Origin of the sequence: Ruminococcus callidus ATCC 27760 (assembly GCF_000468015.1) — a bacterium.
GTDB classification, from domain to species: domain Bacteria; phylum Bacillota; class Clostridia; order Oscillospirales; family Ruminococcaceae; genus Ruminococcus_C; species Ruminococcus_C callidus.
This window is the reverse complement of the sequence record NZ_KI260362.1, coordinates 1-13,489: the sequence shown is the minus strand read 5'-3', so window position 1 is coordinate 13,489 and position 13,489 is coordinate 1. Positions and strand designations below refer to the sequence as shown.

Genomic DNA, 13,489 nt, shown 5'->3' with positions numbered 1-13,489 from the left:
CGTCAGGCGGGCTTTATGCAGTGTTTCCTTTGTTCATGCAGTTTTCCAAAATTCTTCCACAAGACCATTTCTCTGCGGACTGATTCCGCTTTCGGTAAAATCGATCAGCGGTTCGCCCAAAGCTGTTACATCATAGGCAATACCGCATTCACCTTACTCTGTCGTATACAACGTATATGCTTCGCCAGTGACTACCTCCGACAATCCGTATACCACACTGCTGATCACTGCTTCGCCCTGATTGGCATAGACTTCGATCAAATTGGAGTCTACATAGATCTCCAGTTCACAGCCGTCCCTGAGTACCGGTGTTTCCGCAGTCAGTCGATATTTGCCGTCTTTCACAAATACAGCAGAGCGATCTGTGAAAAGCTTGTCCTGTTCCCGCCAGATCCGGTATCCGCCAATGTTGATACACTCGCCGTTTTTCAGCGAGGTCTTTACCAGATAACCAGACTTTCCCGCCTGCTCCGGCGAAGAGATCTCCTTGGTAAAAGCGTTTTGGATATGCGGATGAGGACGGAAATAAATGCGATCGTTCTTCACAGAAACCACTCTTGGAATACACATCATGCCGTTCCACTTACCATCTACTGCCTGCGGCATTCTCATCCATGCAATAACAACACGATTGCCATCTTCATCAGTCGTACTCTGCGGGGCATAGAGATCCAGCCCATAGTCCAGAAACTGAACGTCATCTGCAAGCTGCATCGTTCCGGTCGCTTCATCGAATGTGGAGAACAGACAGATCGCTGCGGAATCATACGCTTTTCCATCATTCAAAAAAGCCATGGGAGAAAACACCGTGATCCCCTTACCGTCCACCTCGAAATAGTCCGGACACTCCCACATCCAGCCGAAGTTGTCCTTTTCCACGTGACTGAGATACTTCCAGTTCTGCAAATCCCTGCTCTGATAAATCAGCAGTCTGCCCTTGTGGGCAACAGAGCTTCCCAGCACCATGTACCACGCATCTGTTCCACGCCATACCTTCGGGTCACGGGTGTGCGTTTTGCTGCCGATCTTATCTTCTGCAATCGTCGGAATGATCGTCTTCTTTTCTTGAAGGTTATCAAAAGTCATACCGTCCGCGGAAGAGATCATCATCTGTGCTGAGAGAAACTGATCGTTCCGACAGTGGTTAATGTTCTCCGGATCCTCCTCCAGATAGTTGACACCGGTATAGTACAAGTACATCGTTCCGTCCTGCTCCACAGCACTGCCGGAGAAACAGCCGCTGCGGTCGTCGGTCTTGGTAGGATACAGGGCGATTCCCTTTTCCTCCCAGTTCACCAGATCCTTGCTGACAGCGTGTCCCCAGTGCATTCTGCCCCACTGCGGTGCGTAGGGAAAGCACTGATAAAACAGATGATACTGTCCCTGATACCAGATAAATCCGTTCGGATCATTGATCCAGCAATTCGGGGCTTTGAAATGAATTTTCTGCATAGTATCCTCCTAATTAGAAAAGGCTTTCTTCGGTTTGTGTATCAAAAAAGTGCATTCTGGACGGAACAAAGGCAAAATCAATGGTATCTCCGGGCTTGCTGATCTCATATTTGGATACTCTCGCCACCGAGGCAGTGCCACCGAAGTTAAAGTACAGGTTGTTCTCATTTCCCATAACTTCTACACTATCCACCGTTGCAGACATGATATTATCCTTGTAAAGATCCAGATTCTGCGGATCCAGCTTGATGTCCTCGCCACGTATGCCGAGAACCAGCGTTCCCTGTCTGCCGTTTAGGCTTGTCACAACAGATTCCGGCAGCTGCATCTTACTGCCGTCGGAGAAAGTCATGGTATTCCCTGCCACCTTTACTTCATAGAAATTCATCTGCGGCGAACCGATAAATCCTGCCACAAACTTGTTTGCCGGATGCTCATACAAGTCCATCGGCTTGCCCACCTGCTGGATCACACCGTCTTTCATAATGACAATGCGGTCTGCCATAGTCATTGCCTCTACCTGATCGTGCGTCACATAAATGGTGGTACTGCCCAGCTGCCGGTGCAGCTTGCTGATCTCGCTTCTCATGCTGACTCTCAGCTTAGCGTCCAGATTGGAAAGCGGCTCATCCATGAGAAACAGCTTCTGATCCTTGACAATTGCACGTCCCAATGCCACTCTCTGCCGCTGACCGCCGGAAAGATTCTTCGGTTTCCGATAACGGTATTCCGAAAGTCCCAGAATATCGATTGCCCAGTCCACCTTCTTCTTGATTTCCGCTGCCGGTACCTTCATATTCTTCAAACCATAGGAAATGTTCTTTTCCACTGTCATGTGCGGATAGAGGGCGTAGTTCTGAAATACCATAGAGATGCCACGATCTCTCGGCAAAACTGCATTCATACGCTTTCCGTCAATGTAGAAGTCGCCGCTGGTGATTTCCTCAAATCCGGCAATCATACGAAGTGTGGTCGATTTTCCGCAGCCGGACGGGCCAACAAAGGCAATGAATTCACCTTCTTCAACGGAAAGACTGAAATCGGTTACGGAATTTTTATCTGCACCTGCATATTTCTTACAGATGTTCTTCATTTCAATAAAGCTCATAAGTTAACCCTCCTTGGAACCTGTGGAAACAACACCCTCTACAATCTGCTTGGAGAAAAGGGCATAGATGATAATAACCGGAATGGTAATCAGGGTGATGACAGCAAGCGTCTGTCCCATGGTTGTATTGTCGTTGGATGTGATAGAGTTCAAACCGATCTGAGCGGTCAGAAGATCGCTGGACGTGAACACCAGTGACGGCCAGAGGTAATCATTCCATACATTCAGGAATGTGAAAACACTGACAGTTGCAACGACTGTTTTAGACATCGGCAGCACCATTGTAAAGAAATACTTCACAGGATTGCAGTGATCCAGCTGTGCAGCCTCCCAGACATCATCGGGCAGGCTGACAAAAACCTGACGGAACAGGAATATATTAAACGGATTGACGATCATCGGAAGCACATAACCAAAAACGGTATTCAGCAGTCCCATTTTGGAAACGAACATAAAGTTGATGGTGATAATGGTTTCTGTCGGAATGATCATCAGCATCATGATGATCGCCAACCATCTTTCACGAAACGGAAACTTGATCTTCGCCAAGGCATAACCTGCCAGGCCGTTGACGATCACACCAGCCACGATCATGATTGCTGCATAGAACAGTGTATTTGCCATAAACCGGAGGAATCTTGTGTTGAACAAAATTTCCTTATAGTTATCGAAAAATCCCTTTCCCGGTGCGGGCGGAATAAATGCACTGACGGAATTCATATCTGCTGTGATTGCAGCGTCCGGTTTAAACGAATTTGCAATCATCCAAATGACTGGAAACAGAAAGAATAAGGACAACACCAGCATTACTGCAACAAGGATTCCATTAGCGATTTTTTGCTTTTTTGTTTTCATGTTTCTCCTCCTTGTCCTTTGTCAAAAATGTTTGAATCATAGTGAGTATGACAACGAATACAGTAAAGACGATTGCCATTGCCGAAGCAAGTCCAATTTCCCAGTTTACCGTACCGGTTTCGTAAATATCATAGACAATGGTATAGGTCGAATGAGACGGACCGCCGCCGGTCATTACCATCGGCTGCACGATCATACGGAATGCACCAATGGTTACTGTGATAAAGACAAATACACAAAGCGGCTTCAGTTCCGGCAGTGTGATATTCTTGAATTTGCTCCAGCCGCTGGCGTGATCCATTTCCGCAGCCTCATAGAGTGCCGGATTGATTGCCTGTAATCCGCCGAGGAATATGATCATCTGATAACCGACACCTTGCCAGACACTCATCAGTGCAATGGAAGGCAGTGCCTGATTGGCACCATAGATAAACGGCTGTGCATCAATGCCAAAGTGAGAGAGAATCGTGTTCAGAATACCCTCCGGACTATAGATCTGCATCCAGAGATTTGAAACAACTGCCAGGGACATGACCACCGGAATAAAAAATGCGACCTTGAAGTATTTCTTACAAACTGTGACTTTATTGATGAGCAGTGCCAGTCCCAATGCTCCCAGTGTTTGCAGCGGAACAATGATCAGTACAAACTTAACGGTATTTCCAAAAGCTGTGGTAAACAGGTCGTCCTTAAAAATGGTACTGAAATTTTCCAGTCCTACAAAATGTGTCAGCTTTGGATTTAATGCAAAATAATCTGTAAAGCTGTAAATTAATGTGAGTATCATCGGAATGAACAGGAACACCGTCATTAAAACCAGTGCCGGTCCGAAAAAAGCCATTCCGAGAATGGAATTCGATTTCTTTTTCATGTTATCTTGTGTAACGCTTGAGCTTTGCGTTGATCCTTTCTACAGATTTATCCATTTCGTTTGTGACGTTTTTGCCGCTCAATCCAACGTCCTCCAGAACCTGCTGGAACGATGTGCTGACCTGCGGATAAACAGGTGTTTTCGGTCTGGGATGACCGTAATCTCTCAGCTGTTCGTAAAGTGCCTTATAATTTTCGTCTTCCTCAAAAGTGGTAATCTGGTCATATGCCGCATAAGTGGAAGGCATACTCTTGGTTTTCTCATAGAGAAGAACGCCACTATCCACACCGCTCATCCATTTTACCAGCTCTGTAGCGGCTTCAATGTGTTCCGTTTTTGTAGTGGCAGCATAGGCCCAGGAACCAGTCGGCGTATATCTGCCGCCGTCCCAGTTGTCACTGACAATATACGGTGCAACGCCAAGGTCGATGTCACTGTAGCTCTGATAGATCGTGTTGACTTCCCATGCACCGTCAAACTTGAACGCTGCACGTCCGCTTTCAAACAGGTTTTCAATGGGTGTTGCGGACATATACTTGTTTTCCACCAGTCCTCTGAAGTACTGGAACGCCTCCGCATTTTTGTCCGAGTTGAAATACCCGTCTGCGGTAAGACCGTCCTCACTAATGAGATCGCCGCCATTGGACCAGATAAACGGAGCATAGTAATAAATGCTGGATTCGCCGACCGGAAAGGTCATGTCCAATGGATACCCGTTTTTGCTGTCCATGATCGGTTTCAGCTGCTCCAAAATATCCAGAAATTTCGAGAATGTCCAGGGGTGATCCTTATCGGGCACTTCAATTCCTGCTTTCTCCAGAATTGCCTTATTATAATAAAGACCTACGCTGGATTCCATGGCACCGAGTGCATACAGTTTGTCATCGACCGTTCCCTGATCCAGAATGGAATCCAGATAAGCCGATTTTTCTTCCTCGCTCAATTCGGCAAGCGGCTGAATAATGCCGTTTGCTGCATAGGCAGAAATATTCGGTCCGTCTACGGTGATGACATCAGGAAGATCTCCCGACATAACCGAAGCATTGATCTTATCCGAATAACCGCCGCCGCTGTCATTTCTCGGAATAAATTCAATGTCTGCAAAATAGGTTCCGTCATACTTTTCATTGAAGCGTTCCACCGACGCTTTATAAGCTTCGCCTTCCGGTGTGTCCTCAATGGTATGCACCCACATGCTGATGTACTGCTCTCCCTCATCATATCCCTTTACATCACCAGGCTTTACGGTTTTGCTGCATCCTGTAAGCGGAACTGCACTCGCCAGAATTGAAAGAGCCGTCAGAAATAATGGTAGCTTTTTCATCGCTGTTTCCCTCCGTTCTTTTTAAGTAACCGGTTACTTTACTGATTACATCATACCATGGAACCGGTTACTTGTCAAGACTTTTTCTGATTTTTGTAGCAATTTCTAAAAATCCTGAAAATGTTTTGTGCAATTCAACGAAACCGGTTACTTTACTGATTCTTTTGTTGATTCAAAAACCGTTGTGTGCTATAATGAAGAGAGAAACAGGGAGCGTGAAAAATGGCGAAAAAAATGTAACCTTTGCAGATATTGCAGCATATACCGGCTTTTCCAAAACAACGATCTCCCGATATTTTAAGGCAATACCGCTGAGAAACTTGGGCAGAGTTTTGGGAGAATTGGAAATTATGTACCTCTTTTTGATGTTACTCCATTTGAAAACGAGTGGACGCGACGTGGTCCATGGATTCAAGCGACTTTCTGGGTTCTTACAAAAGACATGATAAAAAAAGTCAGACGTTTCAAAGCAGCCAAACATTGTGAGCCGTCTATTGAAAAATGAACTGCATTTTATATCGTGATATAAGTGCTGCCGTTAAAAAACGTAAAAAAAATTAAGCTGAAAAACGAGGGAGTGATATTGTGCATATCTGGACACTTGAGAATTGGAAATATAACTTCACAAACATTCAATCAAGAAGAAGCGGGCTTAGATTCCGTTTTACCCCTGACGTTAATACAGAAGTAAGAGGAGCGTGCCTGAAATTTGGAAAGTGGTTGAGAAAAGAGTATTTTTTCCCAATAAGGGTTCCAGTGTATGTGAAAGGGAAAAAATACATTAAGGCAATGGACGGCGAAATGGTATATGGTACTTTTTTCCAACCATATAACAAGACATATGAGCCATATATACGTGTGGCAACGGGGAGTTATACAGACAATTCGATAACATTAGGACGAGACGATGCTTTAGCTCTAATACTAGAAACAATAGCACACGAATTGACGCATTATTTTCAGTGGATTAACGATATTGGGCTCACAAAAATTGGATATGAGCGTCAAGCTTCTTCTTATGCTGATTACATTTTAGATGAATACGCCAATGTGGTTGACCATCCTTAAAAAAATCAAGAAAGAATCAAAACCAATATCCAGCGGTCTGGATATATCTGCAAAAATAAAACTGAGTCAGTATGAGAAACTGGGGCAGAGTGCTTGGCAAGCTGGAGATCATGTACCCCGACAGACAGACTGACTGTTGGAGAAACTTGACAAATTACGGTATTTATTTTAATACTGTAAAAAATTGAGCGGTTGTTCTTCAAGCCGCTCGCAATATCGTTTTTTGTCACTGTTGTTGAATTTACAGAAATTTTTTCGCAGAGACTCGATAGGAGTGTTGGTTATGAACTTTATAAAAAAAAGAAAATGGGTGCTTTTCATTGCCTTTTTCTTGCTTTTTATCTGTATCCTTTTATTGTGCAAAATTGAATCAAATATGCAGAAAGAAAGTAAGCAATTAAACTTACAAAATATATCCAGTATCGAAATTCTCATATCAAAAGATTATGAAACGAAGGAGAGAGTTGTCATAGTCGATGAAACAGCAATCGAGCAATTTATGAATTATTTTAATTCCATTGAATTAGTTGAAGTTGATTCCGGTCCTCTCATTGATTTACCATATGAGTGTATTGATGTTTATATCCAAGGAGGTTCCAGAGGTTCTATTGGAAGTATTTCAGTATGGGAAAATTATCTTACAACTTGGGAACAAGATGTTGACGATTGCATGTCTATTAAGTATCGTATGGTTCATTCTGGATTTAACTATATTACAGGAGAAAGTGATGTTTCTATCTTCTTAAAAGAGTTGATCAACGATTATGCGGATCAGTAGCATGATCTGCAAACTTAAGTTTATCTCTCATAAAGGTGTATTTGAAATTGTCAATAACACTTGACACATTATGTATCTGGCAACCCACGAGATTACAAAGAAGCGGACGATACCGCTGAGAAACTGGGGCAGAGTTTTGGGAGAATTGGAAATTATGTACCTCAACAGGCTGACCGTTGGAGAAACTTGACAAATTACGGTATTTATTGTATACTGTAAAAAAATTGAGCGGCTGTTTTTCAAGCCGCTCGCAATATCGTTTTTTATCACTGTTGTTGAATTTACAGAGATTTTTTCGCAGGGCCACATAAAAGAACCATTGATGTTATTATAAAATGATTTCTTGGAGAATGATTAATATGATAATTACTACTCATGAACTTTATGATTTTTATTATTTAATAACAGTTATTAGAAATGAAATAACTGACAAGAATAATATATATATATTAAAAAAAGTTACTGATTTATATAAAAATGGCGTTGAAGAAATTGATGATAATCGACTTCGAAAATTAATGATTAGTCTTAATATATGTGATGATAAATGGAGTGTTCTATGCTATGAAAATAGATATTCACAAGAATCAGGGTTATTAAAGGACAAAGAAAAAATAGAATTTTTAATCACAAATATGAACGAGCTAGAGAATCTTCTTATACAAAAAAAATATGATCAGGCATTTGATTTAGCTGATGCATTGCATATGTATCCTGAAATTGTTGCCAATAATCTCAAAAAATTTCCTAAAAGTTATTGGAAGTTAATATATAATCCTTACAAAAAAAAGTGGATTAAATAATTGTTCCATGCCGTGTCAACATATCCATTTATTCCAATTGCAAAACGATATGAAAAAGAAGATGAACATGGCAGACCAATCGGCGATTTTTGTTTTGATTATGAATTGGGATTGATTATGACTTCTAAGCGAAGTATGTCGGACACGTTCTTCTATCTTGGCGAATTGCCAGTTCAGATGCCGAAAGGTGCATATCAAAAAGAAAAATGTCAAGAATCCGGATGTTTTCATACAAAATGGATTAAGATTGAGGAACTTTTTCTTGGAAAATATACAAAATTCGTTGAGGAATTGTGATTTAATGAGATGTGAAACTGTACAGTAGGCATTGTGAACTGTTCATAACCCCAATGCACTAAAGAATAAAAAACTCTAAGAGAGGAATTGAAGTCCATGAAAGAAGTTGAAAAGCAACTAATCACAAAAGTCATACCCCAAGACCTCGAAATCTCTATGCGTTTGAAAGGCAGCCGCTGCTAGATTACGATTTAGGGCAACACCGCATAATCTCCACCTACAAACAAAACCACCCAGCAAAATGCTGAGTGGTTAGAGAAATGTTCTATTTTCCATCGCAAAGGCACACTGAATCAGACCGTCAGAGATTTTCTGGCAGCCAGATACAGATTCGCCAATGCGAACATAATATTCAATGTCACAATACCGCCGGTCGCTTTTGCCCATTTCAGTGCAGTTTCCATGGTATTTCGATTTTCATAAACCTCAGTAAGGCAGGCTTCTGACGCATCGTTATCATTGATGTTCGGTGAATATGTCAGCATTTCAAACCCGCGGAGCAAAGGCTCTTTTCCCGTTTTGCTTTTGATATAGTCAATTTCCTCCATTGGATTTGTCTGGGTGTGCTGTCCGGTGATGATCGCTTTTCCTGCGGTTTCTGAAAGAAAATTCAGAAGTGCTTTTGCTTTTTCTGTTGCATTGGGATTGACTATGTTTTGCATGAATCATACTTCCCGTCATGTTTTTATACGCATTTGAAAAATGGAGAAACTGGATTTCCGCTTTCTGTAAACAAGGCTGCCTCACCAAAATTGTACCAGGCATATTTGACGGCAGATGGAAACTTAACTGCGGGATTTGATATGCAGAGCATATTTCCGTGAATTACGTCTGCCTTTGCAGGATAAAATAAATTGTCTTCTCCAGAAATTTCAAAAGGGCAGCCATTCGCTGTCTGCATAACCAATTTTTCATGCAGATGATCAAATGTCACATATAGCTTCCCATTGTCTGAAAACAGCTGTGCCGCTGTTGCTGTGATCGTTCCCTGCTTGTCGTATACCAGATTTTTTGCAAGCTGAAACAAACGTTCTCCCGGTGTTTTTTTATCCAATGGATGAATATTGTCATATTCACCGCAGTCTGCCAGAGAGATCATGCCGGCATTTTGAATCATCATGGAGGCAATGTATTGCTGTTCTCTCTGCAATGCCCAATAACTGTCATCTTTTTCGCCATCTGCAAGATACATTGGCAGCTGAACAAACAAAAACGGCAGATTCCAGTCATTCCAATCCATTCGCCATTGTTTCACCAACATTTGCATCATATCCGAATAATCTGCGTACCGCTGCACGTCTTCTTCTCCCTGGTAGTATAAAAATCCACGCAGAGAATAAGGTGCTATACGCCGAATCATTGTTTCATGAAGTCCATTGGGACGAAACGGCGACTGCCACCCAACTGGCTGCGGCCACGGACATTCTCCGCAAATTTTATGGATTTCTTTCCACGATGCCTGAGGATCTTTCTGTTTTACTTCTTCTGTGCTTTTTAACCAGTGCTGATATGCACAGTTGTATTCTTCCATTTCTTTTGTATACTGCTGAGAGGATTTTTCTCCCACAAGAGCAGCATAGTTTTCCAAATAATTCTTTCCGCTTTCCAGTTTTGCAAGCTGTTCTTTGCTCATCCAACAGGTAATGGAACTTCCGCCCCAATAGCAATCTATGATACCTACGATGCAATGCAGCGTTTCTGAAAGACGGCTTGCAAAATAAAACGCTATAGCGGACATTTCGCCCACATTCCGGTTATCCGCAATCTGCCATGTGCTGTTTTCTTCCTGCTCTTTCTGATTTTCATCCAGCATAGAACATTTCGGCACTTGATAAAACCGTATGTTTTTTCCACTGTATTCCTCAGAAATCTTGATGCCGTTTTCACTGTCTTTCAGTGCCAGTTCCATGTTGCTTTGACCGCCGGCAAGCCAGACTTCTCCAACAGCTACATTTTGAATCACAATGGATTCCGCTGTATCTGATGCCACAAGTGTATATCCTGCTCCGGCACATAATGGCTGTAAAGCAATTTTCCATGAACCATCAGCACAAACCATGGTATCCGCAGTAGCTGTAAAAAGCGATATTGTCACAATAGTGCCGGGCGTTCCTGTCCCCCACACTTGTATCGGCTTGTTTCGCTGTATCACCATATTGTCCTGAAATATTCCTGCTAATTTTAACATAACTACATCTCCTCATAAATTTGAGGCAATACCGCACAAAGCCGTCAGGCGAGTTTTATGCGGTATTCCTCTCAGAACCTGTCTTCACAAGCGTATACATGTGTCTTGTGAAGACAGGTTCTCAATTTCCTCCTGTTACGATACTGCTGAAAGCCGGTGAATCATCTCAATGCACATTCTGCCGTTGTGATAAGGACATTTCCAAGCGTGTGCCAAAGCCTGATTTGGCTTTGTGGTGTTGTCAGGAGAAATATCTTCGATCCATTCTCCTGTTTTTTGTCAATCACATATTTCTGAATGTAATTCCAGACACCTTCTGCAATTTTTAAGGCAACACCGCACAAAAAGCGTCTGGCGACTTTGCACGCAATCTGCATACGTCAGATACGAAACAGACTCTCATATTTCACAAAAATGCTCGTGAATACATCAAGTATTCACTCCGCTTTTTGTTTCATCTGACGAAAAATTTGACGACGCATCTGTCGCACAATCTTTGTGCGGTATTGCCTTGATTCTATTTTACACCTGTCAAGTATCCTGTTTCTATGAAATAGAACGCAAAAAATTGTACAAACCGATTATTTGTGGATTGACGAAGGCGACTGGTTTATGGTACAATACAGATTGGGAGGAACGGCAAATGAAACTTTTTGAATATATTGACTTTATGCAGCAACCTTATGATATTTTCTATACAGACAGCACGCATTCTCCGCTGCACTGGCATTATTACAGTGAAATTTTATATATTATCAGAGGCTCAATAAAAATTGTATGCAACAACAAAGAGAAAATTTTGAAACAAGGTGATGTGTGTTATTGTTATCCGCTTCAGCTTCACGAAGTCAGAAAGAACAAAAATGAAACTGATGAAATAAAGTACGCAGTTATAAAGTTTAACATTCACACCGTTCACATTCCAAAAGCCTATCTGCAAAAAATGTATGATTATTTTGTGCGTCGGACAGCAGACAACGATTTCTGCCTGGTGATAAACGAAGACAAATCTCATGAAACCATTGGAAATATCATTTCTCACATTGTCGCAGAATACGAAAAAAAGGATGCTATGTATATGCTTGCAGTGCAGTCAGGAATTCACATGCTGCTGATCGAAATTGCAAGAAACGTTGAAAAATCCGGCATCATGCAGCGGGAAAAGCATACAGACATCAGCCTGTCATGTTATCATATTCTGGAATATATTGATACGCATTCTGCTGAACCGCTGGAGGTACAGCAGCTGGCAGAGATGTGCCATATGAGCTACTCCAATTTTGCAAGACTTTTTCGGGAAAATTATGGCCGTTCCTGTAAGGAGTATATCAAGTATATTCGCTTGAACAAAGCACAGGATCTCTTGCTGAACTCTGATTATGATCTGGATTATATTGCTCAGGAAACCGGATTCTTTGATTGCAGCCACTTTATCCAAACCTATAAAAAATGGCGTGGAATCACACCAAAACAAGAACGAATGCAGAACAGAGAAGTCCTGTGACCATACAAAAAAAGCCGCCTTATATGCAGTGAGAAAAGTGACACGCTTTGCCGCAAGCCCTCTCAACGTACAGGTGTATGAAAAAAGCGGCAGCTTATCAAAAAGCCACCGCTTTTCAAAGAAACAAAACCTAAAAACCATTGGAACAGCATGAATTTTCAGAAGCTTCTTTTCATCTGCGGCTTGGAACAGAGCCGCAGAGATTTATTGCAAATGATTCTTCCCATTGGGGGAGAAAATCATTTTTTACTTTGAAAAATCCCACGAAGATAGTTATAAAAATGCGGCTGAACGCTAGATGAATCATGTCCTCCATCAGAAACAGAATGCCAGAGATGTTCAATTCCATTTGCAGACAAGATATTGTGATAAACAGAAGGCTGTGAGCCAACTGTACCATCTTTCCCACCGCCGGTAATCATGATCAGATTCGGCATCTGGTATGCCGGTTTCAGCTGATTTTCCTGCAGCTGACCGGGGTGCATACTCAAATCTGTTCCAGGTGTCAGTCCTGGTGCAGGACAGGCGGCACCCACATAGCCAAACAAATCTGAACGGGTCAAGCCGATGAACAGTGATTCTCTCGCACCCATGGAAAATCCTGTAATTGCAGTGTTCTCACGCCCGGTCTTCACGGAGAAATTCTTTTCGATATACGGCATCAGATCGTTTGTCAGATCATGGATAAAGTTGTCATAATTCAATGAATTCTCCAGATTTAATCCATCGCATGCCTCTTTGGTTTTGCTGGTGTAGATATATGGAAAAACAACGATCATCTTTTCCGCTTCGCCATTTGCATTCAAATTGCCCAGCATGGTACGGGCACTGCTCATAGCTGCCAAAGAATCCTCTGTTTCCCAATAACCATGCAGTGCATAGAGTACTGGATAGGTTTCGTTTTCATTGTAGTCAGCCGGTAAAAGCACATTCACGTTGACATTTCGTTCCCGTGTTGTGGAATAGTACTGATATTTTTTCAGAGTACCGTAAGAAACGCCAGTTTTTTCTTCCGTGATTCCTGCCGGGGCGTATTCTGTCATCATATTTTTTACCTGTTCCATATATGCAGTTGGATTCGTTTCATCAGAACCCGCACTGCTTTTTGAGAATGCTGTGATTTTTCCCAGCAGATAATCCTGAATCAGCTGGAGATCTGTACCGTTTACGCTGCCGCTCTGGTCTACGTCTGCTGCCAGACTTGCTGCATTGCCGGAGAATGCACTGGAAATGCCCTGCCG

The 13,489-nt window shown here is 42.3% G+C and carries 14 protein-coding genes; 6 read left to right on the top strand and 8 right to left on the bottom strand.

All coding sequences use genetic code 11. The features are described 5' to 3' along the window. Window positions 1-153 precede the first annotated feature (153 nt). Genes RUMCAL_RS05795 through RUMCAL_RS05775 form a run of 5 tightly spaced genes read right to left on the bottom strand, consistent with a single transcriptional unit; the run spans window position 154 to window position 5,610 of the window. Window positions 154-1,452: a glycoside hydrolase family 32 protein gene (locus RUMCAL_RS05795; protein ID WP_021681701.1), complete on the bottom strand. Its 1,299-nt coding sequence runs from the start codon at window positions 1,450-1,452 to the stop codon at window positions 154-156. Window positions 1,453-1,465: 13 nt separating this feature from the next. Beyond that, window positions 1,466-2,560: an ABC transporter ATP-binding protein gene (locus RUMCAL_RS05790; RefSeq protein ID WP_021681700.1), complete on the bottom strand. Its 1,095-nt coding sequence runs from the start codon at window positions 2,558-2,560 to the stop codon at window positions 1,466-1,468. 3 nt (window positions 2,561-2,563) lie between these two features. Then, window positions 2,564-3,415, bottom strand: coding sequence for a carbohydrate ABC transporter permease (locus tag RUMCAL_RS05785; RefSeq protein WP_021681699.1), 852 nt, complete (start codon window positions 3,413-3,415; stop codon window positions 2,564-2,566). Continuing rightward, window positions 3,387-4,286, bottom strand: coding sequence for a carbohydrate ABC transporter permease (locus RUMCAL_RS05780; RefSeq protein WP_021681698.1), 900 nt, complete (start codon window positions 4,284-4,286; stop codon window positions 3,387-3,389). The genes RUMCAL_RS05785 and RUMCAL_RS05780 overlap by 29 nt, the downstream gene beginning before the upstream one ends. A gap of 1 nt (window position 4,287) precedes the next feature. Continuing rightward, window positions 4,288-5,610: an ABC transporter substrate-binding protein gene (locus tag RUMCAL_RS05775; RefSeq protein WP_021681697.1), complete on the bottom strand. Its 1,323-nt coding sequence runs from the start codon at window positions 5,608-5,610 to the stop codon at window positions 4,288-4,290. A gap of 71 nt (window positions 5,611-5,681) precedes the next feature. Between RUMCAL_RS05775 and RUMCAL_RS16470 the strand changes: the two genes are divergently transcribed. The 5 genes from RUMCAL_RS16470 (at window position 5,682) to RUMCAL_RS05750 (ending at window position 8,556) form a co-directional block, all read left to right on the top strand. After that, on the top strand, window positions 5,682-6,056 hold the full coding sequence (locus tag RUMCAL_RS16470) for a hypothetical protein (protein ID WP_040647208.1): 375 nt from the start codon (window positions 5,682-5,684) through the stop codon (window positions 6,054-6,056). Between the two features lie 139 nt (window positions 6,057-6,195). After that, complete coding sequence (locus tag RUMCAL_RS05765) at window positions 6,196-6,678, top strand: hypothetical protein (protein ID WP_021681695.1); 483 nt, start codon at window positions 6,196-6,198, stop codon at window positions 6,676-6,678. Between the two features lie 283 nt (window positions 6,679-6,961). Further along, a complete protein-coding gene (locus tag RUMCAL_RS05760; RefSeq protein ID WP_021681693.1) occupies window positions 6,962-7,456 on the top strand; it encodes a hypothetical protein in 495 nt (164 codons plus the stop codon). Window positions 7,457-7,815: 359 nt separating this feature from the next. Further along, window positions 7,816-8,259: a hypothetical protein gene (locus RUMCAL_RS05755; protein ID WP_040647204.1), complete on the top strand. Its 444-nt coding sequence runs from the start codon at window positions 7,816-7,818 to the stop codon at window positions 8,257-8,259. Continuing rightward, window positions 8,260-8,556 carry a hypothetical protein gene (locus tag RUMCAL_RS05750; protein WP_021681690.1) on the top strand — a complete coding sequence of 99 codons (297 nt, stop codon included), beginning with the start codon at window positions 8,260-8,262 and terminating at the stop codon, window positions 8,554-8,556. 293 nt (window positions 8,557-8,849) lie between these two features. Here the strand turns inward: RUMCAL_RS05750 and RUMCAL_RS05745 are convergent, their stop codons facing one another. Together RUMCAL_RS05745 and RUMCAL_RS05740 are read right to left on the bottom strand one after the other, a co-directional pair. Continuing rightward, window positions 8,850-9,218, bottom strand: coding sequence for a glycosyl hydrolase (locus RUMCAL_RS05745; RefSeq protein ID WP_021681689.1), 369 nt, complete (start codon window positions 9,216-9,218; stop codon window positions 8,850-8,852). 23 nt (window positions 9,219-9,241) lie between these two features. Next, entirely contained in the window at window positions 9,242-10,294 is a 1,053-nt protein-coding gene (locus RUMCAL_RS05740) for a sialate O-acetylesterase (RefSeq protein WP_242823491.1), read from the bottom strand. Window positions 10,295-11,312: 1,018 nt separating this feature from the next. On the opposite strand from RUMCAL_RS05740, the gene RUMCAL_RS05735 reads away from it, so the two are divergent. After that, window positions 11,313-12,248 (top strand): AraC family transcriptional regulator, encoded by a 936-nt coding sequence (locus RUMCAL_RS05735; RefSeq protein ID WP_242823489.1) that lies wholly within the window; start codon window positions 11,313-11,315, stop codon window positions 12,246-12,248. Window positions 12,249-12,487: 239 nt separating this feature from the next. On the opposite strand, the gene RUMCAL_RS05730 is transcribed toward RUMCAL_RS05735, so the two are convergent. Next, window positions 12,488-13,489, bottom strand: a 1,002-nt coding sequence (locus tag RUMCAL_RS05730; protein WP_021681684.1) for an alpha/beta hydrolase-fold protein, incomplete at its 5' end; no start/stop codon positions are given.